Raw genomic sequence first — 23,585 nt, 5'->3', positions numbered from 1 at the left:
AATGAAAAGAGAAATTAAATTATTTAGCAATATTGGATTATACTTTTTCATAATAGCTTTTTCTCCGGTAATCACCTATGCCCAAGAATCTGATGAAACTATATTGGAAAATTCTGTGGTAATAAATCCTAGTAGCTCCAAAATAATATGGGGACCATGTCCTGAGTTTATGCCTGAGGGTTGTGAAGTTGCAATTTTACATGGAGATCCAACTAAAAAAAATGCTGACATTCTATTTAGATTACCTGCAAACACTGATTTTCCGAATCATTGGCATAATTCTCCAGAACGAATGGTTCTATTGTCTGGAGAATTAGAAATTACGTATGAAGGAGAGAATACACAGACAATGAAGCAGGGCAATTATGCTTATGGTCCAGCCAAAAAACCTCATTACGGAAAATGTGGAAATGCAGGTCCTTGCTTGCTCTTTATTGCATTAGAGGATTCTTTAGATGCAATGCCTATAGACAAATAAATTCGAGAAGAAGTTTAAGAACTATTGAAGGAAATAATCACAGGAATATATTAAATTTTAGTGGAGCAGATGTTAAATGAATAATGATTTATGCAATTATTATTGTACTTTTACACCACGGTAAACGTATTAATGCCCTTCAAGTAATTTTAATACCCTCAATAAGGATTTATTTTATCTTTTTTGAGATCTTTTTTGCTTTCTAATCGAGTGTTTTTACGTGTTGCCAGACTGTTCAGGCAGAGCAGATAAATAATAATTAATATTTTAAGTAAGAATGGCGAGACCACAAGAAAGTTTTGGTAAAAAAGAAAAAGAAAAAAAACGTTTAAAGAAACGTGAAGAAAAGCAACGTAAAAAAGAAGAGCGCAAATCTTCAGCGAAGAGCGGCGACTTGGAAGATATGTTGGTTTATGTTGATGAAAACGGACAATTAACTGATACTCCACCAGATCCTAATAAAAAGAAGGAAAAAATAGATGCAGAGAGTATTATAATTGGTGTTCCTAAAAAAGAATATGTAGAAGAAGATCCTTTCCATAAAGGAAAAGTTGAATTCTTTAACGATTCCAAAGGATTTGGATTTATAAATGATCTAGATTCTCAAGAAAAATATTTCGTTCACATTAGCGAACTTGTAGATGAAGTAAAAGAAGGGGATAATGTGATTTTTGAAATTGAACGTGGAATGAAAGGAATGAATGCCGTTAGAGTTAAGAAAGGATAATTCTTTTTTTAAACCTATCATTTTAAATTTTTTAGAAATTAATATTTGATTTGGCACTTACCACTATCATGTATTAGTTGATTTAAGTTTTATATCTTTTATGTTGGAATAAAGCTTTAATTGTCATTTAAGATAAAATGTATGTAACTTTAGATGATATTAAATTATTAAATACATCTAAGTTGTTTATCAATAAATGGAAACAAAAGTTTTAGAAACTTCTGAGGTTACATCTGATTACTCTTCAAAAAAGTTCGAGTCGGAACTTGATGAATATAAATATACATTAGATACTATTACTAATTCTGAAAGGTTAAGAAGAACTATTCTTTTAAACTTTTCAGAATTAGCTAACTTCTATATTTCAACTTCAGCTTATCATTTTCAGGAAATCACTTCTAAAAATGAGGATTCTAAGGAGTGCTACATTTTACATTATGCCTTAGCCAAATCTTTTAAAGATCTCATGCTAATACATCGAGATGTTTTTCTTCAACTCCAAATTGCATCACATAAGGCAGAGGAGAATGTTGTTGAAAATGAATCTATTGCTGCACATTTTACAGAGTCTAAATCTATTCTTTTACAAGCTCTAAACGGATTTCATAAATCTATAGAGCAAGAGTATAGAACTATTGCTAGGTTCGAAAAAGGTAATAAGGATATCTGTAATAAAACGAAACATCATCAAAACCCTTGGCCCGTGTATAAGGTTCAATTTGAAAATATTCTTGAACAGTTTCAGCTCATAGAAACTGCAGGTTTAACCTTTCAAAAGGTAATAGAGATCTTTAACTCTATTAAAAATTATACTGTAAATTCTTATGAAAGTAGTTTAGAAGAAGCTCAAAATTCTAAAGCATCCATTGCGGCCGTTGCGCAGTCTTTGGAGAAAATGGATGATAATGAAGATATCGCTATTGTTTTAACCGAAATTGATTTTGCAGTAAAAAAGATTGAAACTTCGGGTAGAAAATTGGAAGGATTTGCAGATTTGGTTGAAGAGAAAGTTAAATCCTTGGTCACTTTAAACTTTCCAACAGCTACAAATGAAGGCCTATTACTTATTAAAAAAATTGATTTTAATAGATCTGTTAAAAAATGGTTAGACTATGAATTATTACCATATCTAATTGACCTATGGGAAAATCAGAATAATCTGGCTTCTTTCTATAAACATAGCCTTTTGAATTTAAAGAGCAGTCTCAAATTAATTAGAAACAATAAATCTTTATCTCCAGTACACTCTCAAATAGCTACGCTTAAGGAAATTCAAAATACCATTGTAGTAAATATTGAGAGGCAACAGCAAATTATTTCTCAAATAGAGAATAAACTTTTCAATCAACTTTTGGCAACAAATATTTATGGCACAGAGGAATTTTTGGAAGTATCTTTTCAATCTTCATTAAATCAATATACTTCGGGAAGTAGTGGATTCTTAATGAGAAGTTTTCAAAAGATTAAATCAACCATTAATTCCCTGAATTCTTCTTATGAGCAAACTATTTCAACATCTCCAGATAATTTAGTTGAAAAATCGATTAACTGTATTAATTTTAGAATGGTTAAGGAGGAGAATGCGCATTATGACACCTTATTCTTAAATAAGAACTTTATTGGAGATCTATTTCTTGTGCCTCGAATAGAAGAAGAGAACAAACTCGATGTGTCCTTTAATAATTGGCAAAAAGGCTTTAATAAGTCGGTGCTAATTACCGGAAATAATTTAAGTGGTAAATCCACTTTAATGGAAGATTTCGCTAAAAAACATTTTGGTAAAGATATAGTTCTCTTAGAAACAGATAGTACCATTACCATTGAAGGTAGAAAATTTAAAACTACCCAGAACTTAAAAGAATCTTTACAAGAGGTGAGTAAGAATATTTATAATACAAAACCAGTATTATTAATTGACGATTTAGAATTTTGGAGGTCAGATGAAATTAGCTTTTTAGACAATGTTAGAGCATTGGTGAATTTTGCGCTTTCAGAATCTGACAGGATCTTTGTAATGGTTTCTATATCTAAAGCCATGCAAAAACATTTAGATCAGAGGCTGCCATTTTCCAATGCATTTACTACTCGTATAGATTTGAATAAAACTAATCCTGAAGAAATATTCAAGGCTGTTCTAATAAGACATGGAGCTTCTCATAAAAAATTGGTTAATAAGGATAGGAATCTCATGTCTCCAAAACAAATTGAGCAAAAAGTTCAGGAATTATCCAGTAATTTTAAGAATAACATTGGTGAAGTTCTCCAAGCCTGGGCTTATAGTACAAAGATGATGGATAATAATCTGGTGATATTTGAGGAAGCAGACTGTAGTTTTGAAGATTTTTTCAGCTCAGAGGAACTTATCATTCTTAAATATGTGTATCTCTATAAATATATAAATGAAGTATTATTAAAGAATTTCTTAGGGAAAGGCTATAATATCAATTTTGATTTAGGGATTAAAAGGCTTGTAAATACAAAAGTTTTATGGCGAAACTCCAAAGGTAATCTTATTTTAAACCGAGTAATAACTTCAGATGTTTTTGAAATTCTGAGATATAGAGGAATTATTAATTAAATGGAATCTATCACAACTTTTTATTCATGGAAAGGATTATTTTATCTTTTTATAGGCCTACTAGCTTTATATGGTGTTATAAAAATAATAATTCAGCTTATAGAAAATTCAGCAAAGAAAAATCTAGCTAATAAACAATTTATATTCTGGTTAAGGAATAGCCTTTTATTTTATGTTCCAGTGGCTGTAATAGTTTTTGTACTTGGATTTATATCTATTAATTATATTACACATAGTATTCTAATAATTATAATTGGAGTATTTGGCTTTCCATTTATCCGCAATTATCTAAGTGGAATAATCTTTAAGTCTAATCCTATAGTTAGTGAAGGAGCCTTAATTAAAGCTCCTAATTTAGAAGGAGAGATTAAACGCTTAATGGTTTTAGGAATGATTGTTAACACAGAACATGGAGAGCAGTATTTTAATTATATCAAAGTTGAAGAATCTGGATTCACCATTAATTCCAATAAAAGTAGTGCGTTAAGACAAACTCTTTATCTTAAAACGAATCTTACTCAAGATGCCGTTTTAGATATTATGTTTGATAATCCTATTCTCAAATTCGAAGAAAAACCTAGGCTTAAAAGTGGAGTTCTACCAGAAGATCTTATTTTAAAATACACCTTAGAATCTGGAGCTACTACTAAAGACCTTATTTCTTTTCTAAATTCAAAAGAAATAGAAACAAACCTAAACCGTAAAGTGAATTAATATATGGAAATTTTATCCTCTTATAATTTAATAATTGGAGTGTCAGTAATTATAATACTTTCCTTCCTATTTAATGGGTTATCTAAAAAAACAAATATTCCTGCGGTTTTAATGTTAATTATTCTCGGGGTCGGACTTCAATATCTATTGGATTATTGGGATGCTGGGAATGTTAACTTTTTTCCTGTTCTGGAAGTTTTAGGAATCGTAGGACTTATTATGATCGTTCTTGAAGCAGCATTGGAGCTAGAGTTGAAACGAGAAAAACTTTTCCCCATATTAAAGGCAATGGGAATAGCTCTAATTGGTTTATTGGCCTCGGCATGGGCTGCTGCACTTATTCTATATAATTTTATCCCAGAAATGACCATGCAATCTGCTTGGTTGTATGCTACGCCATTATCCATCCTATCTAGTGCCATTATTATTCCTAGCGTACTAGGATTAACGGGAGCAAAGAGAGAATTTCATATTTACGAGAGTACCTTCTCTGATATTATGGGTATTATGATGTTCTATTTTTTAACGGGAAAATTAAATCCGGCAGAAGATGGAGGAATAGCAGGTTTTAGTGGGAATTTAATTTTGACAATTGTGATATCCTTAGTTGCCAGTTATGGTATTATCTTAATATTTCAACGTATTAAAAGTCAGGTAAAATTATTTCTTTTAATTGGAGTATTGTTATTATTATACGCATTAGGAAAGAAAATGCACTTATCATCTTTAATCATTATTTTGATCTTTGGATTGGTAATAGCAAATATGAAATTGTTCTTTAAAGGCAAACTTTCAAAATATCTCCATTTTGAAAAAGCCCACCATATTTATCATGAATTGCATACTATCACTGCAGAAACTGCCTTTGTAGTAAGAACATTCTTTTTTGTGATCTTTGGTTTAACCATTGCTATCACTTCTCTTTGGAATCTAGATGTGGCACTAATAAGTTTGATGATTATTGCTTCTATATATGGAATTAGGTTTGTATTACTCAGAATTTTCATTGGTGCAGATATTCTTCCGCAGTTATTTATAGCGCCAAGAGGATTAATCACTGTTCTCTTATTTTATGCAATTCCGGTGGAGGCTCAAATTGAAAGTTTTGAACCTGGAATCTTATTATTTGTAATTATAGGAACTAGTCTAATTATGACATTCGCTATGATCTACGATAAACGAAGATCATCTAAAGCACTAAAAGAAGCCAATAGTATAAAAGTAGGAACAACTAAATGGAAAGCTCCAGTTTTAGAGGAGACTACTAGGTAAATTAACCTTGTATTGTGATAGAAATCACTTGTAATTAGTCACTTTTGGCAGATCTAAAAAATTTGGATAATTACAACATTAAAATTTTAAAGACAGATGAATACAATATATAAAGCAGAGATAATAAACTTCGAAACTATTTTAGCATTACCCAATTATTGGGATAAGCAAAAATATAAAGAATTGCTTGGAGTGATGGAATATGGCGATATTTCTGAAATTGCCGATGCTGAACTAAAAGACATGTGTTATATGTCTATTACTGAAAATGAACCAGAAGAAGCCGCTAGACTTATTTTGGGTTATGTTTTTAATGATAGATTGAATTCTGGACAGATTGATAATCTTTCGAATGAAATGAGAGAAGAGAAAATGTGGGAAGAATATGCTGAAATAGGCTACCATGAAGACTTTTTTAATACAGGACAAATTCTATATGATGCGTTTAACGGAAAATTCCCACATCCCGAAGCAGTAAAGTTTGAGGTGAAAATAACTTCAGATAAATTAAAAGATCTGTTAATAGATAATAAAATTTCTGAAGCAGCTATAATAAGATTACTAGCTCAAGGAATGCCAAAGAACACGTTGATCAATAGATTATTTACTGAAAAGTTAAGTTCTGAATCCTTTGAAGAGGCAGAAAACATTATTTGGCAAATGGATACTACTATACAATCTGACGATATGGTATTGGTTAGCATAATTTCCTCTAAATATTTCTTCATAGATTTAAAATATACTGAAGGCTTTGAAGGGACAACTCATAATGATGCAGAAATAGTAGAGGAAGATTAGTACTTCTTAATTATTGAAGAGATAAATGAAGGCAGAGAATATACATAGGAATATTTTAATTCATCTAACTAAGGTGATAAGCCTTACAGAAAGTGAGCAACAAGAATTTACCAGCATCTTAGAAGAAGTAAGGATTTCTAAAAAGAGCTTTTTAATAGAACCTGGAGATCTGGTAAATTCCGAATATTACGTGGTCTCTGGTTGCATGGAGGCTTATTATTTGGATGAAACAGGAGATAAACATATTATTCAGTTTGCAGTAGAGGATTGGTGGATCTCAGATTTTGAATCATTTTTTAATAAAGTTCCTGCAAAATTATATGTAGAAACTATAGAGGATTCTGTTCTTCTAGCTATTAATCGAGAAGCATTAGAAGTTCTATATAGTAGAATTCCTAAGTTCGAGCGTTTTTTTAGAATTAAAACTACCAATGCTTTTGTTTCTCTACGCACAAGAATATTATCTACACTTCAAAAAAGTGGAAAAGAGCGATATTTGGAGTTTTGCGAATCTTATCCAAAAATAGAACAACGCGTACCAAATTATCATATAGCTAACTATCTCGGCTTAAAACCTGAAAGCCTAAGTAGAATTAGAAAAGACGTAGTCTAGCTTAACTTTTTTTAACACTACCTCCTAACTTACATCAAGTATATCCATAAGCCTCCGCCGTAATTTTGTTCTCATTAATCAACAAAATTAAAATATTATGAAAAATGTACTTTTTGTATTGACCAGCAATGATGAGATGGGAAATAGCGGTAAGAAAACCGGATTTTGGGTGGAAGAGTTTGCTGCACCATATTATATTTTAACTGATGCGGGATACAATGTAACTTTGGCTTCACCAAAAGGAGGTCAACCACCAATAGATCCTAATAGTGATACAGAAGATGCTGCTACTGAAGACACAAAACGTTTTGATAAGGATAAGAAAACTCAGGAAGTTTTAGCAAATACTAAAAGATTAGAGGATGTAAATCAAGAAGATTTTGATGCTGTATTCTATCCAGGTGGTCATGGACTTCTTTGGGATTTAGTTGAGAGTGAAACTTCAAAAAAATTGATAGAATCGTTTATAGCTAATGACAAACCAGTTTCTTTTGTATGCCATGCTCCTGCAATTTTAAAGAATATTCAAGATACTGAAGGTAATGCCTTGGTAAAAGGAAAAAAAGTTACTGGATTCACTAATGGGGAAGAGGAAGCAGTTCAATTGACTGATGTTGTTCCTTTCTTAATTGAAGATATGATGAAAGAAAAAGGAGCAGATTATAGTAAAATTGGAGATTGGGAACCTTATGCATTAGAAGATGGTCTTTTAATCACAGGTCAAAACCCAGCATCTTCAACGAAGGTTGCAAAATTATTAATGAATAGATTAAAATAGAATATGGTTAGTAAGCAAGCATTATTACAATCCTATAAAATGGGGAATCTAGAACTGCCGAATAGGTTAGTGATGGCTCCCCTTACTAGGAGTAGAGCAAATAACTCTGAGAATAAACCTACAGAAGATTTACATCTTCAATACTATAAAGAACGAGCAAGTGCTGGTCTTATAATTACTGAAGGATCTCAGGTGTCTAAACAAGCTGTAGGTTATGTTAATACAGCTGGTATTCATTCTCAAGCGCAAGTGGAAGGATGGAAGAAAGTAACGAAGGCAGTTCATGAGGCAAACGGAAGAATATTTATTCAACTATGGCATGTGGGAAGAATGTCCCATCCAGACTTCCATAATGGTGAATTACCTGTATCGGCTTCAGCTATAAATCCTCATGCACAATCTTTTACTCCAGAAGGATTTAAAGATACTGTTGCCCCAAGGGAAATGACCATCGAAGATATTAAATCTACGGTTCAAGACTTTAAGAACGCAGCCAAGAATGCAGTGGAAGCTGGATTTGATGGAGTTGAAATTCATTCTTCTAACGGGTATCTATTTCACCAATTCTTTAGTAATTGTTCGAACCATAGGACAGATGAATATGGAGGAAGTATTAAAAATAAGGCCAAGCTTCTTTTTGAAGTATTGGATGCTGTTAAAGAAGTAATTCCATCTAATAAAATAGGAGTGAGGCTAAACCCCTCTTTGCACAATCTGTTTGGAATAACCGTAGATGAAGAAACTATCCCTACTTTCGATTACATTATCGAAAAGTTGAATAGCTACGATCTGGCATATTTACATTTGTCTGAACCTTTTACAGATGTTTCAGAAGTTCCTTTTGCAGAGCCAAATATCGCTAAACGTTATAGACCAATATATAATGGTACATTAATGATTAACGGCGGTTTTGATCAGGAAAAAGGGAATAAAGTGATTGAAGAAGGAAATGCAGATCTTGTGGCTTTTGGAAAATTGTTTATTTCCAATCCAGATCTTGTTGAAAGATTTGAACAAGATGTTGCTGTAGATGAATGGGATTCTGATACTTTCTATAGTGGAGGCCCAGAAGGGTATATAGATTATAAAGTAAAGACAGAAAGAGAAGCAGTTCTACAATAACAATCTCTTTAAAATAGAAAAAAGCTCTTCAATTAACTTTGAAGAGCTTTTTTTTATAATTACTTCAAATATAGAATTTTCGAAGTTGAATGTGTTGAATATTTTTTTAATTGAGACAGGCTGGGAATACTTAAAACCTCAATACGACATTAAAATTTCCAAGCGATAAATCTGCTCTTTTTGTTCCCCTGACTCATTGGAATTACCTTATAAGTAGCTTTTAATTTATCCAATTGCTTGTATATTTTTGAAAGACTTTCCTTTTTAGAAATAAGAGACGTAAACCAACCTACTTGAGTCTTGAAATCGGCACTTTCCTTGATCATTCTCTTTAAAAACAAAGCTTCCCCACCATTACACCATAATTCATTTGACTCGCCACCAAAATTTAACGGACTTCCAATTTCCCTTCCTAAATTCTTAGTTTTTCTTCTACTCGTTTTTGCTGCTTCCTCTTTTGAAGAATGAAAAGGAGGATTACACATGCTAAAATTGAAATATTCCCCTTCTTTGATCACTCCTTTAAACATATTAGAATGATCATCTTGGTATCTTATTTCAATATTCTGGCTCAGTTTCTTAGTGGTATTTATATTATGTTGTGCGGCTGCCACAGCATTTTCATCTATATCTGCACCAACCATTTTCCAGTGATAAATACTGTTCCCCAAAATAGGGTAAATACAATTAGCACCAACCCCAATATCAAGTCCTTTAACTTCTGGAGTTAATTTCTCTTCAGCTAATAGATCGGCTAGGTGATGAATATAATCTGCCCTTCCTGGTATTGGCGGAATTAGGTATTTCGGTGGAATATTCCAGTCCGTCACCTTATAATGATGCTTTAAGAGTGCCTTATTCAAATGAAGAACCGCTTGATTATTACCAAAATCAATGGTTTTTTCATCGTTTTGATTGGCTATTATGTATTTTGATAATTCTGGCTGAACTTTCTCAAGTTCGTCAAAATTATATGCTTCGTTATGTTTATTATTTGGATGCAAATGTGTGAGATTAATTGAAGGGCAAAGATACGACCTTTATTATGGATGAAATAACTTACCTACCACAACTTCAGAAACCTCTAGAAGTTTAGGATTTAGCTGTACTTTTGCCAAATGGCAAACACAATAAAAGATCAGAGCGAAATCCTGAAAAAGATGGGGATAGCAAAACTTAATCCTATGCAGGAAGAGGCTTGCGAAGTTATAAGCACAAATGCTAATGTAGTTTTGTTATCTCCAACTGGAACAGGAAAAACCTTAGCATTCTTATTACCAATTATAGACCAGTTGGATATGAATTCTAAGGAAGTTCAAGCTATGATATTGGTTCCTTCTAGAGAACTTGCCATCCAGATTGAACAAGTGGTTAGAGAAATGGGGACAGGTTATAAAACCAACGCCGTTTATGGAGGCAGAGCATTTTCTAAAGATAAAATTGAGTTAAAGCATGAGCCTGCAATTTTAATTGGAACTCCAGGTAGAATTTCAGATCATTTAAGAAGAGAAACTTTTTCTGTGAATTCAATAAAAACCTTGGTTTTAGATGAATTTGATAAATCTTTGGAAGTTGGATTTGAAGAACAAATGAAAGAGATCATTAATGCTCTACCAAATATTGAAAAACGTATTTTAACGTCTGCTACCCAACAAATAGAAATTCCTCGCTTTGTAGAACTTGAGGATGCTGCACATATTAATTATCTGGATAGCAAAAAGAAGTCCCAGCTACAGGTAAAAACCATAAATTCTGCTTCCAAAGATAAACTGGAATCTTTAAAAGAAGTTTTAGATCATATTGGAAATAAGCCAGGTATTGTTTTTTGTAATTTTAGAGATAGCATTCAAAGGGTAAGTGATTATTTAACTGCTAATAACATTGGCCACGGTTGTTTTCATGGAGGAATGGAGCAACAGGACAGAGAACGATCATTAATTAAATTTAGAAATGGAACTCATAACATAATTGTGGCTACAGATCTTGCAGCAAGAGGATTGGATATTCCTGAATTAAATTTTATTATTCATTATCAACTCCCACTTAAAGAAGAAGAATTTACACACAGAAATGGCCGCACAGCGAGAATGAATTCGAGTGGTAATGCGTATGTTATAAAATGGGAAAAGGAAGACCTTCCTGATTTTATAGAAATGGATGAACTCAAAAATTTAAAAACAAGTCAATCATCTAACAATACAATATGGGAAACCTTATTTGTTTCTGGCGGAAGAAAAGATAAGATCTCCAAAGGTGATATTGCTGGTTTATTTCTGAAACAAGGTAAATTAGAAAAAGAGGAATTAGGGGCGATTGAATTGAAACAGGATTGTTGTTTTGTATCTGTACCCGCATCTAAGGCAAATGAACTTATCTCCAAGCTTAACAATACTAAACTGAAAAAGAAGAAAGTAAGAATAAAAATGGTTTAGTTCTATATTTAACTAAAAATCTAAAGTTGGATAAGTTCTCGAAAAATTTTACGAGGATCTAGAATTAAACTCTTTAAATATTCTATTCTGATACCTTCAGATAATTATTAAGCAGGAAATATTATACTATTAAAAAGACGAATGCATTAAAAAGATTTTTAATGCATTCGTCTTTTTTTTACATTCTCTACAAAAATCAGTTTACATAGATCTATGTTTTGAAGCTCTTTCCTTCATAGAATCAAACATAGAACTCACTTTTTTATCAAACTCTAAAGGGTTCTCAAAGTTCTCTATATTGTTTTCTTTGCGCTCTTTACCTCCCATAATAACATCTATTTCCGTATTCTTTAAACCTTTAACAGTGTCTTCTGCAACCATTTTAGGAGTATCCATGTTTTTAGATGAGGCACTTTCCATCATTGGAGTATCTGTTGCAGTTGGATAAACCGTCATTACATGAATTGGAAAATCTTTCAATTCTCTCCTCAATGCTTCAGAAAATTGTTTTACTGCGGCTTTAGTTGCAGCATAGGTTGCGTAAAATGGCATTCCTATTAATCCTAAACCTGAAGATATATTGATAATGGCAGAATCTTCACTTTTCTTAAGTAGAGGAAGTGCATATTTGGTGAGCAGTATAAGTCCTGTGGTATTTATGTTTTGTTGAGCAATTATATCCTCATCTGAAGTTTCCTCTAAAGCACCAGCACTTACCACACCGGCATTGTTTATAAGAATATCAATTTGTTTCCATTCCTTTTTTACCGAATTAATGATTTCTTTAATATCTGCTAATTTTGAAACATCTGCTTGAATAAAACTAAATTTTACGTCTGGAAATTCTGACTGGAGTTTCTTCATTTTATCAACGTTTCTACCAACAACGGCAAAAGTGTTAGCGCCGTTTTTATGAAATTCCGCAATTAGTGCCTTCCCAATTCCACTAGAACCTCCTGTTATTAGTATATTCTTATTTTCAAAATTATTCATAGTTATGTTTTTTAATTCTGTATAAAGATAAAGTTTAGATATTTTCTTTTTATTAATGTCAACTTAAAATAGTGTCCGAAACCGGATAATACCGTGAAAATTTTATTAATACACTTATGTGGAAACACCCAGATATTTAGGGTTTAACTTAGAGATAAACATTTTAAAGTATGCCTATACTTAATGGTAGATAATAAAATTATATTTGCAGACTGAAAATTTTATGTGATGAGTTCTGTTAAAGATGAAATAAAAGAAAATTTAAGTGAAGCAGATATCAATTTGTGCATTGCTATGTTAGAGTCTTTAGTTGAAGATTCTAATCAGATTTTCGATCTTTCTGAAGAAAAAAGAATCGCCTTAATGAAGGCCGCTGGAGCATTAACACGCCCAAGTAGAGACGAATTTGTTAAGAGGAAAAAAGATTCTAAAAAGGCTGCGAAAAGGAAGATGATAGAGCGAGATAAGCATGCCCGAAAAGAAACCGGAATTAGAAGTGCCAGAGAAGCGACTATTTTTATTGCACCTAGTATTGTTGACATTCCAGCAGATGAACGCCCAGAATTAGAATCCCCGCGTAACTGTTATGTTTGTAAGACTATGTACACTAAATTGCATCATTTTTATGATACCATGTGTACAGAATGTGGTGATTTCAACTATGCAAAGCGTTATCAAACTGCAGATCTCACTGGACAAGTTGCCGTGGTAACGGGCTCGAGGCTTAAAATAGGTTATCATATTACCGTAATGTTATTAAGGGCAGGAGCAACAGTAGTTGCAACCACCAGGTTCCCTGTAGATTCCGCATTGCGATTTTCCAAAGAACATGACTTTCAAGAATGGGGAGATCGTTTAAAAATTCACGGATTAGATCTAAGGCATATTCCTAGTGTAGAAATCTTCTGTAATTTTATAGAGCAGCGATATGAACGTTTAGATATTCTTATAAATAATGCAGCTCAAACTGTACGTAGACCTTCAGGGTTCTTTGCACATTTAATGGAAAAGGAAGAGTTACCATATGATTCTTTACCGCAATTTGCGAAAGACCTATTAACAGATCATTTTAATTCCTTACAAGAATTAAAATCCTTAACAGAAGGCTCTTCCAATAATCAAAATAATGTTTTGCCAGTGACATGGCATGGACCCGAACCTGGAATAGGATTAAGAGCATCAGCTAAATTATCTCAGATTCCATATAGTTTTGATAATTCACTTTCTACAAAAGAGGTGTTTCCAGAAGGAGAACTAGATGCAGATTTGCAGCAAGTAGATCTTAGAAAGACCAATAGTTGGAGATTAAGACTAGGGGAGATAGAAACTACAGAAATGATCGAGGTTCAATTGGTGAATTCGGTTGCTCCATTTGTTCTATGTAATCGGCTTTCAGACTTAATGAAAAAGGACAATACAGGTAAAAAACATATTATTAACGTTTCTGCTATGGAAGGAAAATTTCATAGATTCAAAAAAGAAGATAGACATCCACATACCAATATGGCGAAGGCTGCATTGAATATGATGACGCATACTTCTGCAGGAACATTTGCAAAAGATGGAATTTTTATGAATGCGGTTGATACTGGTTGGGTTACAGATGAAGATCCTGCAGAATTGTCTAAGAAAAAAGTGGAAGTCCATGATTTCCAACCTCCTTTGGATATTGTTGATGGTGCTGCAAGAGTGATGGATCCATTATTCGATGGAATTAATACAGGCAAACATTGGTGCGGAAAATTCCTTAAAGATTATAGACCAATAGATTGGTAAAACATAAGAAAGTTAAAATTGAAAATTTATGGATAATAAGATACCTCAAAAACAACATAACAATCAGTTACACGGAGTGAAATTGGTAGATATTATTGAGCGTTTGGTAGAAAAGCATGGATGGGAAAAGATGGGAGAAATGCTTCCTATTAGATGTTTCACTCACGATCCTTCAGTGAAATCTAGCTTAAAGTTCTTAAGAAAAACACCTTGGGCAAGAGATAAGGTGGAGAAGATCTATATGCAGGATTTACAAAAACAATAGTTGTCATTCTGAAGGCAGCTAAGTGAACTGAAGACTATCAATTGATTATGATGTCTATTTCATAAGGGATTCCTCCTAATGTCGGAATGACAAAAGCCTTGTAATTGTCATTCTGAAGGTAGCATATCGGATTGAAGAATCTCTATAGCTATGAGGGAATTATTATAAGAGATTCCTCCTTTGTCGGAATGACAAACAAAAAATGTCCCGATACTCTATTGAGCATCGGGACATTTTTTATTAAGTTATTGAGCTGCATTATTTACTTTCTACGATCCATCTGTCAATTTTATTCTCTAACAATTCTAAAGGCACACATCCAGTTTCTAGAACCTGATTGTGATACTTTCTAATATCAAATTTATCACCAAGGTCTTTTTTAGCTTTTTCTCGTAATTCGATTATTTTCAATTGCCCGATCTTATAAGAAAGCGCCTGCCCTGGATTGGCCATGTATCTTTCAATTTCAGAAGTGATTCCTGCTTCAGATTCAGCTTCATTATTTAATGAATACTGTATTGCTTGCTCTCTAGTCCATCCTTTAGAATGTAAGCCCGTATCTACAACCAATCTTACTGCTCGATGCATTTCTGCACCTAAAGTTCCAAAATATTGATAAGGATCTGTATAAAGACCTAATTCTTTTCCTAAAGATTCTGAATATAATGCCCAACCTTCCCCATAACCACTATACCATAATGTTTTTCTGAAATCTGGCAATACATTACTTTCCTGAGTCAAAGAGATCTGATAGTGATGTCCCGGAATTGCTTCATGCAAGAATAGAGATTCATCTGAATATATGTTGTAATTCGAAGCATCTGGAATTGGCACATAAAAAATCCCTGGTCTAGTTCCGTCTAAAGAACCTTGGTTATATTCAGCGCTAGCAGAATTTTCCCTGAATTCTTCTGTTCTTCTAACTTCAAAAGCAGTCTTTGGAGTCATATCAAATAACTTTTCCAACTGAGGTTTCATCGTTTCATGGATCGCCTCAAAGTTAGCAATGACCTCTTCCGGAGTTTTGTATGGCATTAATTCCTTATTCTCTCTAACATTGTTAAAGAAGGATTTTAGATCTCCTTTATAACCAATTTGTTCTTTTACCTTTTTCATTTCTGAAGAAATGCGGGCAACTTCATCCAGTCCTAATTGATGGATCTCTTCAGCCGTCATATCTGTAGTGGTATACAACTTTATCTGATGCTTATAATAAGCCTCACCATTTGGAACATCGGCAATACCGCTTGAAGTTCTTCCTGCCGGTAAATAATCATTCTTAACAAAGTCATGTAATTTTTGATAAGCTGGAATTACTTCTTCTTCAATCATTTTAGAATATTCGTCTTTTAATCTTGATTTCTCTTCAGCAGAAAAACCTTCAGGAAAATTAGTGATTGGAGTATAGAACAAATGTTTATTCAAATCCTGTTCAGTCATTGCCGCCAGTTGTGGAATAACCTTCACAATTAGGGATTTTGGTAAAACATACCCTTCATTCATTCCCTCTTTCATTTTCTCCTCTACAGAAGACATCCAAACTAAATAACCATCCACTCGCTTTTCCCAATTTTCATAATCTTCTACAGTCTTAAAAGGTTGAGAACTCATCCCGCTTGCCAATTGGCCCATATTAAGATTCACAGACCACATTTGATCTATTGGAAAAAACTTGTAATTTTTAAAAGTCAAAGTTTCCAGATTCATATCACACTCCCATAGTAAAATAGCTTTACTCATTTGTTCTGTTTCGTTCAGTTCAGTGTCCTTATAATTGGAAAGTGAATCTTTATAGGCAGTATAATAATTCTCTAAGGAATCTCCATATGCATCAGATAGGGTATTAGGAAATTGATCATTATACCTATTATCTCCTGCCGCTGTTGCGCTTAACGGATTCAACTTTAAGCCATCTTCATAATAGTTCTCAAGAAGAGAATTAAAATTGGCACTCATTTCTTTGTTGCTTTCTAACTTATCTTCAGTTTTAACTTCATCCTTACAGCCAATCAATAGCATAGCTAAACAGCTTGTTAACATTAATTTTTTGAACATAACTTCGAATTTTTTATTAGTTCTATAAATGTAATAGAAATCTAACTAACATATAATTGGGTTTAAGTTTATTGATTAGCATATTGAAGAAAAAGCCTTATAAATTTTAAGCTTATAGAATATGGAGACGTATTAATCTCTTTAAATTTTAAAGAAAAAATTAATCTTCTTTTAAGAACTCATAATTTAATAAAATTATATATTTGCGGCTAATTATCAAGAATCTCAAAAGAGATAGCAACCTGCAATAACAAGCAAGGTGCTAAATATGATAAGCCATTTCTTTGGAACAAATGTTAATCACTACTTCCTTTTTATTGCTTTAAATTCCTTTTTTTTGAGATTCATAAATATTTATTTTATGAATAATAATATTGAGACAGAAAACAAAGGGAACTTTTATGCATTACTCCCTTTATTTTTATTTGTTTTAACTTTTTTAGGTGCTGGTATTTATCTTAATGATTTCTATGCCTTGCCATCTCCAATTGCAGTTTTACTAGGGATCGTATTAGCTTTAATTATGTTCAAAGACTCAATGAACATTAAAATAGCTACTCTCTTAAGAGGCTGCGGAGATGACAAAATATTAACCATGTGCCTTATCTATTTATTAGCAGGTGCTTTTACTGTTGTTTGTAAGGCAACAGGAAGTGTAGATGCAATTGTGCAACTTGGATTACAATATATATCCATCCATTGGTTATACGCTGGGGTATTTATTATAGCAGCATTTCTGTCTATAGCCACAGGAACTTCTGTAGGAGCAATTGTAGCTTTAGGAGCTGTAGTCATTGGTTTTGCTGATACTGCAGAGGTTTCTCTAGCTATTTTAAGCGCCTCACTCTTAGGAGGAGCAATGTTTGGTGATAACTTGTCTATTATATCAGATACCACGATCGCTGCTACCCAATCTTTACAAGTAAATATGAAGGACAAATTCAAGCAAAATATTCTTATTGCGGGACCAGTAGCCTTAATAACTATTGGAGTCTTATTATTTCAAGGATTCTCTTTAAATGATAGCATTAAATTAGACACCTCTGATACTATAGAAATTATTAAAATAATTCCTTATTTATTAGTGTTAACCCTCGCTGTTGTAGGATTGAATGTCTTTGTAGTACTTTTTATAGGAATACTAGCCGCAGGTATTTTGGGGATTTATTATGGAGATTTCGGATTATTGGAATTTGCCAAACTCTCTTATGAAGGTTTTACAAGTATGACAGAGATTTTTCTGCTTTCTTTATTAACCGGTGGTTTAGCGGCATTAGTGACTAGAGCAGGAGGAATTACATTTCTAATTAATTTTATTACAACTAAGATGAATTCTAAAAGTGCTTATTTTGGAATCTCAGGTTTGGTAGGTGTTACTAATATGGCCATAGCCAATAATACAGTTTCAATTATAATAATCGGTCCCATCGCTAAACGGCTGAATGATCAATTCAAATTGAATCCAAAAAAAGTAGCCTCGGTTTTAGATATTTTTGCATGCATTGTACAAGGTTTATTGCCATATGGAGCACAATCTCTAATAATTTTGAGCTTAGCTGGAGGAAAAATAAACTACTTGGACTTAGTAAGCAACGTATGGTATCTTTGGTTTTTGTTAATAGGAACGCTCATTTATATTCAGATCTCATCAAAAAAAACGCCACTAAAACCTTTAAAAGAAAGGGAGTTATTTTTTGAAGATGGATTGACAGAATAGAACATCCTTTTTTCATAAAATGAAATTGTATAGTAATATCAAATTTGACGACAATAAAGCTATAAAAATGTAACTTTATTGTTGTTTTTAGAATTTATACTTTACATATATGAACAATACTAGGATCAAAAATATAAAACCTCTTGGCTTTCCATGGGAAACTAATGATCCATTTTTATTTTGTGCTCACCACAGAGATGAATATCCTAAGGGTAATAATAAAATGGGACCAGGGGTTTCTTTGGATGGTAGAAATATAGGACAAGATTTTTCTATAAGAGATGGTTGGAGAATGTATCATGGTAATACAATACCAGGTTTTCCTATTCACCCACACCGTGGATTTGAAACCATTACCATAAATAAAGAAGGTTTTGTAGATCATACAGATTCATTAGGTGCAGCAGGAAGATTTGGAGCAGGGGATGTACAATGGATGACAGCAGGGAAAGGAGTACAACATTCAGAAATGTTCCCACTTATTAAGGAAAATGAAGGAAACCCCCTTGAGATCTTTCAGATATGGTTAAATCTTCCTAAAGCAAATAAAATGGTAGCTCCTCATTTTAAAATGTTATGGGCAGAGGACATTCCACTTATTATAATGGAGGATTCAGATGGCAATAAAGTAGAGATCAACCTAATAGCTGGAAAGCTAGGAGAATTTTCTGCACTTTCCCCAACTCCAGACTCTTGGGCTGCCAATCCTAAAAATGCGGTTATGGTGCTTACCATTAAGATGGAAGCGAATGCGGTATATACACTACCTGCATGCAATGAAGATATTAATAGAAGACTGTATTTTTACAAAGGAAATAGTATAACTGTTGAAGGAAAAGAGATCTCTGAAGCTCATGTTATCAATGTGGTTTCTACAGAAGATTTGGAATTAAAAAATGGCATAACTGATGGATATCTTTTGGTGCTTCAAGGAAAACCAATTAATGAACCAGTTGCTCAATATGGTCCATTTGTAATGAATTCTCAGAGTGAAATACAGCAGGCATTACAAGATTTTCGACAAACTCAATTTGGAGGATGGCCATGGCCCGAAACAGAGCAAGCACATCCCCGTGATAAAGGTAGGTTTGCATTGTATGCAGACGGAACAGAAGAATTAAAAGATTAAAAACAAATTGCTATGAGTGAGGTAATTTTAAAAGATGTTGAATATGTATTACCTGCAGAGAAAATTGATATGGATGGTTTTCCGGTTAAGCAGGCATTACCAACTCATAAAATTCAGCAGGTAGATCCTTTTTTATTGTTGCATCATGCTTCGGTAAAATTTAATAAGAATAGAGAAGCAAGACATCAAGGAGTAGGTCCACATCCACATCGAGGATTTTCACCAGTAACGTTTATAGTTGATGGAGAAGTTAGACATAGGGATAGTTGGGGTCACGACCAAGTCGCTAAGAAAGGGGAAGTGCAGTGGATGAATGCAGGAGCGGGAATAGTACATAGCGAAAGACCTTCAGAAGATCTGTTGCAGGATTCAGCTAGACAAGAGATTATTCAGCTTTGGATAAACAGTCCAAGTTCGGCTAAAATGTTACCGCCAGAATATACCTTCCTTTCTAAAGAAGCCATGCCTTTAATAGTTTCTGAAGACAAAAAAATAGAGACAAAACTAATAGCAGGAACTTATAAGGATCAGCGAGGAAAAGTAACTCCAAAAAGTGAATTATTAGTTCTCTGGGTAAGCGGAAAAGATACTGGATTTGAGCAATTTGAAATTCCTAATGATTTTAATTGTATACTATATCTAATAAAAGGCAGCCTATTTATAAAAGGATACGGAATTGTAGAAGCAGAACAACTTGTAGTTTACGAAATTAATGGAAATGGTATTGAAGTTACACTAAAGCAGGATTCTCAATTTTTATTGCTTTCAGGAAAACCTATAGAAGAAAAAGTTACCCAACATGGGCCTTACGTAATGAATACGCAAACAGAGGTTTTAGAAGCTATGAGAGATTATCAAATGGGTAAAATGGGAATTCTTATCGAGGATTAAATCTTTAAAATTAAAGTAATTATTATTACCAAAATATGTCTTAAAAAATCTTTGATAAGCCTTTATTTAAGTTTAATTAGCCTGATTAATTTATAAAAATATAATCTGAAAGTTTCTAAACAGCACAAAAATTTTAATTTCATAGGATGCTTTTAGATTTCTGTTATATAAAATGCTAAAACATTTAAGAGATTTAAATGATCTCAATTGATTGCTAACCGAATGAATAATAAAAAGAAGTACTATTATATTCTACTGAAATAATTCTTTCCAATTATTTTTAATCCTTGGCTTTCTGAAGCAAAAAACTTTTTCGCTCCTTTAATAACAGCTATGATTTTGAGCCAAGTAGTTTTTAATATTAAAGAATTAAAACCTTCTAGGATTCTTTTGAGCAAAGATAAATTTGAATAAGTTTTTATCTATAAGTCTTCTCTATCTTATGTTTCCTCAAGCATACGAGCTAATGCAACCTTAGTATTATTATATCAAAATTATAAGGGTTAAAAATTATGTAAATGGATTTCGGGGAAGAATAAAAAATTAATTAATGTGGTGGTTGAAGATAATGCGACCCAATTAGCTGAGATTGAAAAGCATGGTAATTAATTGATCATGTTGGAAAACTATGGGAATTTTCTATAAGACTTTTAAAAAGTAGTTTAAAAAGCAGTCTTAACAGACTACTTTTGCTTTAAAACCTAAAAATCATTTATATTTCAACTAAATTTAAATTTTCGCCTTTATAAAGCCCTCATGAATCCTTATACCTCACTTCAAAATTATATTATTTCAAAGAAGACTATTAGTTCCTATTATATATTCTTAGGTATATTTTTGCTCCTTATTTCTGCGATTTGTAGATTTTATAATTATAATGATTCATTATTTCAAGGTCTATTCTTCGGAAGCTTGACATTTGGAATTTTAATAATTTTATTAGGAATAACTTATAGAAATTCCAACACTAAAATTTTTCTTTCGGTTGAAAATGATTACCTGAATGATAGAGTAATATTCTTAAATAAGGAAACATTAAGAATGGAGAAAGTACTGGATAATTTCTCTTCCTTTCAGACCATTTTCACCCTAATAATTATTTTGGCTATTGGAGTTATTATCTCGTTTAAAATCCCGTACATATCTGGAGTTTGTATAATAATTAGCCTGCTTTTTAGTGGAATTTTGATTATTGAGGCCATATTAAAATCCTCTATAGATCAATATTATCAAGAATTACAAAAAGCTCATAGTTCTAATTTTATTTTAGAAGGTTTAGATTAATATTAATTGAGATATTTACAATCTTAAAATCTACATAGAATTCCTGAAGTTGCATTTTTAAAATGCTTTATTAAATTGAATAAATCTTTTTATATTATTTCTTAAGATGAAAAACCCCCTAATAATATTTTCAGTCATTTCTTTATTCTTTGCTGAGGTTGGATTTTCTCAGATCAATTTCCCAGAAAGCGATCCTACGAAAGGATATGAATATAAGGAGGTTCATGCTCGGGTTGCTTACCCATCTGAGGGTAGCAATAGAATATGGATAAAAGGTTCTGCTACATACCCTAATGTAAAAATCTCGGATACTTCTAATGTTATTATTCAAGAAACTACCTTACAACCTCCTTTTTATACTTCAGTAATTGCTGTTCAATCTAATATAGTTAATGTGGAGTTTTGCGGTTATAGTGAAAAATGTATCGGATATGGTAAATTACATCCTGGCACTTATAATGCTATTGCTAAGGACAATTTTTCAATTTTATTATATGGCTGTATGGAACCCTTCCATATTGCTTATAAAGATGATGGAACCCCAATTACCGAAATTTATGAAGGCGAAAAAAATTCGAGTTTTCAACTGCGCAGTCTCTTCAAGAATGTCGCCATGGAGCAATCAATGAAATTTGAGGATTCAGTTAAGGTAAAGCAGGAATATCAACATATGGGTGATAAAGATACAAGTCTATTAAAAGGTGCTCCAAAACTCATAATAACTACAGGAGACCAGGTATATGTAGATGCTGGTTATGGCGAGAAGATGAAAAAAGATATTATTCACCCTTTGTCTGCATGGGAAACTAAGAGGCGACCTTTACCTTTTAATAATTCTGAAACTCATTATATTGAGTATTTAAATAAGCTTTATAATGCATCATATTCTTTTAATGAGATTGAAGCGGCACATAGTAAATTACCAACTTTAAGTACTATAGACGATCATGAGCTAAGAGATGGTTGGGGATCCCAAAAAGATGAATATGAAAATGGAAAAATGAATCCGATTTTAGAAGATCATTACAACTTAGGAAAGCAAGCCTTTTTAGAGCATCAATTATTGCTTTCAAATAAATCTTCTGAAGAAGTTAGGGACTTGCTAGAAGAGAATAAGTCTATGGAATACTCTTTCGAAGTAAATGGTAAAAAAGGGTATGTTTTCGATCTACGGAGCGCTAGAAATATAAATAACAACCAAGTTTTAGGTGAGAAGCAGTGGGAAGATTTCGAAGGCTGGCTCAATAAATTAGAAAGAGATCAAGAAATAATTTTAATTACCTCTATTCCACTTACTCTAAGACCATTAAAATTCTTTGAAGACTTCGCCAAATTATTTAAACCAGAATTACGCGATGATGTTCGCGATGGCTGGTCCTCTAAAAACAATGTCGCCGAGAGAAATAGACTAATATCCTTACTGGTAAAACACAGGATGGAGAGGGATATTAAACCCATTTTTGTAAGTGGAGATGTACATAAATCTGCATTAATTGAAATTTGGGTGGATACCCATGTTAAAAGAAATAGCAAACATGACATTGCAGAAACAATGATTTTAGGCTATGAAGTAGTAGCTAGTGGGATTTCTCATGAGTTTATAAAAACAGGTCTTTCTAAATCTATATTTCGTTTACTGGAAAGTCAGAATATTGGAGATGGTTTTATAGATTTTCAATACGAGGGGAATCGGGCAAGTTTGTACCCAATGGTGAGAAAATCTATTGTAGCTCAAAATTTTGGAGCTATCGAATTTGATGAAAATGAAAAAACAAAGATTCATACATTTATCTACAATCAGTCCAGCGATCAATTGGAGCAACATTACTTAGAATTAGATTTCGATAAAAAATTACCAGATGATGATTACTACGAAATTATAAAGAAGGGAAATAAAGAGAAAAAAAACTTTGTTCCACCAATTCCTCATGGAGTGCGTGTTATTAAATTGTAATAATTTTCG

At 32.6% G+C, this 23,585-nt stretch carries 20 protein-coding genes and 1 riboswitch; of the genes, 17 read left to right on the top strand and 3 right to left on the bottom strand.

Going from position 1 to position 23,585, the window contains the following annotated elements:
- Position 1: 1 nt before the first annotated feature.
- From I130_RS15550 to I130_RS15510, 9 genes are all read left to right on the top strand, one after another.
- Positions 2–478, top strand: a complete 477-nt coding sequence (locus tag I130_RS15550) for a cupin domain-containing protein (RefSeq protein WP_034925380.1) — start codon at positions 2–4, stop codon at positions 476–478.
- Between the two features lie 277 nt (positions 479–755).
- On the top strand, positions 756–1,205 hold the full coding sequence (locus I130_RS15545) for a cold-shock protein (RefSeq protein ID WP_034925377.1): 450 nt from the start codon (positions 756–758) through the stop codon (positions 1,203–1,205).
- Positions 1,206–1,401: 196 nt separating this feature from the next.
- Positions 1,402–3,783 carry an AAA family ATPase gene (locus I130_RS15540; RefSeq protein WP_034925373.1) on the top strand — a complete coding sequence of 794 codons (2,382 nt, stop codon included), beginning with the start codon at positions 1,402–1,404 and terminating at the stop codon, positions 3,781–3,783.
- Positions 3,784–4,497 carry a hypothetical protein gene (locus I130_RS15535; RefSeq protein ID WP_034925370.1) on the top strand — a complete coding sequence of 238 codons (714 nt, stop codon included), beginning with the start codon at positions 3,784–3,786 and terminating at the stop codon, positions 4,495–4,497.
- Positions 4,498–4,500: 3 nt separating this feature from the next.
- A complete protein-coding gene (locus tag I130_RS15530; RefSeq protein WP_034925367.1) occupies positions 4,501–5,769 on the top strand; it encodes a cation:proton antiporter in 1,269 nt (422 codons plus the stop codon).
- A gap of 96 nt (positions 5,770–5,865) precedes the next feature.
- Positions 5,866–6,567, top strand: a complete 702-nt coding sequence (locus I130_RS15525; RefSeq protein ID WP_034925364.1) for a hypothetical protein — start codon at positions 5,866–5,868, stop codon at positions 6,565–6,567.
- A gap of 25 nt (positions 6,568–6,592) precedes the next feature.
- Positions 6,593–7,180 (top strand): Crp/Fnr family transcriptional regulator, encoded by a 588-nt coding sequence (locus tag I130_RS15520; protein ID WP_232224199.1) that lies wholly within the window; start codon positions 6,593–6,595, stop codon positions 7,178–7,180.
- Positions 7,181–7,277: 97 nt separating this feature from the next.
- Positions 7,278–7,958 (top strand): type 1 glutamine amidotransferase domain-containing protein, encoded by a 681-nt coding sequence (locus tag I130_RS15515; protein ID WP_034925360.1) that lies wholly within the window; start codon positions 7,278–7,280, stop codon positions 7,956–7,958.
- Between the two features lie 3 nt (positions 7,959–7,961).
- On the top strand, positions 7,962–9,080 hold the full coding sequence (locus I130_RS15510; RefSeq protein ID WP_034925357.1) for an alkene reductase: 1,119 nt from the start codon (positions 7,962–7,964) through the stop codon (positions 9,078–9,080).
- Positions 9,081–9,229: 149 nt separating this feature from the next.
- Here the strand turns inward: I130_RS15510 and rlmF are convergent, their stop codons facing one another.
- Entirely contained in the window at positions 9,230–10,084 is an 855-nt protein-coding gene (rlmF, locus tag I130_RS15505; protein WP_034925354.1) for a 23S rRNA (adenine(1618)-N(6))-methyltransferase RlmF, read from the bottom strand.
- 114 nt (positions 10,085–10,198) lie between these two features.
- Between rlmF and I130_RS15500 the strand changes: the two genes are divergently transcribed.
- On the top strand, positions 10,199–11,512 hold the full coding sequence (locus tag I130_RS15500) for a DEAD/DEAH box helicase (protein WP_034925350.1): 1,314 nt from the start codon (positions 10,199–10,201) through the stop codon (positions 11,510–11,512).
- Positions 11,513–11,713: 201 nt separating this feature from the next.
- Here I130_RS15500 and I130_RS15495 read toward each other — a convergent pair whose 3' ends face one another.
- The gene (locus I130_RS15495) at positions 11,714–12,505 is read right to left on the bottom strand and encodes an SDR family NAD(P)-dependent oxidoreductase (protein ID WP_034925347.1); all 792 of its coding nucleotides are present in this window, start codon (positions 12,503–12,505) and stop codon (positions 11,714–11,716) included.
- Between the two features lie 228 nt (positions 12,506–12,733).
- Between I130_RS15495 and I130_RS15490 the strand changes: the two genes are divergently transcribed.
- Together I130_RS15490 and I130_RS15485 are read left to right on the top strand one after the other, a co-directional pair.
- Positions 12,734–14,281, top strand: coding sequence for an SDR family NAD(P)-dependent oxidoreductase (locus tag I130_RS15490; RefSeq protein ID WP_034925344.1), 1,548 nt, complete (start codon positions 12,734–12,736; stop codon positions 14,279–14,281).
- 28 nt (positions 14,282–14,309) lie between these two features.
- Positions 14,310–14,546 carry a VF530 family DNA-binding protein gene (locus I130_RS15485; RefSeq protein WP_034925342.1) on the top strand — a complete coding sequence of 79 codons (237 nt, stop codon included), beginning with the start codon at positions 14,310–14,312 and terminating at the stop codon, positions 14,544–14,546.
- A 258-nt stretch (positions 14,547–14,804) separates the two neighbouring features.
- Here I130_RS15485 and I130_RS15480 read toward each other — a convergent pair whose 3' ends face one another.
- Positions 14,805–16,601 (bottom strand): DUF885 domain-containing protein, encoded by a 1,797-nt coding sequence (locus I130_RS15480; RefSeq protein ID WP_034925339.1) that lies wholly within the window; start codon positions 16,599–16,601, stop codon positions 14,805–14,807.
- 208 nt (positions 16,602–16,809) lie between these two features.
- Positions 16,810–16,905: riboswitch (SAM-I-IV-variant riboswitch) on the top strand.
- A gap of 57 nt (positions 16,906–16,962) precedes the next feature.
- Here I130_RS15480 and I130_RS15475 point away from each other — a divergent pair.
- The 5 genes from I130_RS15475 to I130_RS15455 all read left to right on the top strand — a co-directional run bounded on the left by I130_RS15475 (position 16,963) and on the right by I130_RS15455 (position 23,576).
- Complete coding sequence (locus I130_RS15475) at positions 16,963–18,318, top strand: Na+/H+ antiporter NhaC family protein (RefSeq protein ID WP_034925336.1); 1,356 nt, start codon at positions 16,963–16,965, stop codon at positions 18,316–18,318.
- 109 nt (positions 18,319–18,427) lie between these two features.
- On the top strand, positions 18,428–19,447 hold the full coding sequence (locus I130_RS15470; protein WP_034925333.1) for a pirin family protein: 1,020 nt from the start codon (positions 18,428–18,430) through the stop codon (positions 19,445–19,447).
- A 12-nt stretch (positions 19,448–19,459) separates the two neighbouring features.
- Positions 19,460–20,338, top strand: a complete 879-nt coding sequence (locus I130_RS15465) for a pirin family protein (protein WP_034925329.1) — start codon at positions 19,460–19,462, stop codon at positions 20,336–20,338.
- A gap of 756 nt (positions 20,339–21,094) precedes the next feature.
- Positions 21,095–21,622: a hypothetical protein gene (locus I130_RS15460; protein WP_034925326.1), complete on the top strand. Its 528-nt coding sequence runs from the start codon at positions 21,095–21,097 to the stop codon at positions 21,620–21,622.
- Positions 21,623–21,728: 106 nt separating this feature from the next.
- The gene (locus I130_RS15455) at positions 21,729–23,576 is read left to right on the top strand and encodes an alkaline phosphatase D family protein (protein WP_034925323.1); all 1,848 of its coding nucleotides are present in this window, start codon (positions 21,729–21,731) and stop codon (positions 23,574–23,576) included.
- The last annotated feature ends 9 nt before the right edge of the window (positions 23,577–23,585 follow it).

It is taken from the genome of Gillisia sp. CAL575 (genome assembly GCF_000403785.1).
Classification (GTDB): domain Bacteria; phylum Bacteroidota; class Bacteroidia; order Flavobacteriales; family Flavobacteriaceae; genus Gillisia.
Note: the sequence above shows the minus strand (reverse complement) of the source record. Positions and strands in the feature narration are given on the sequence as shown.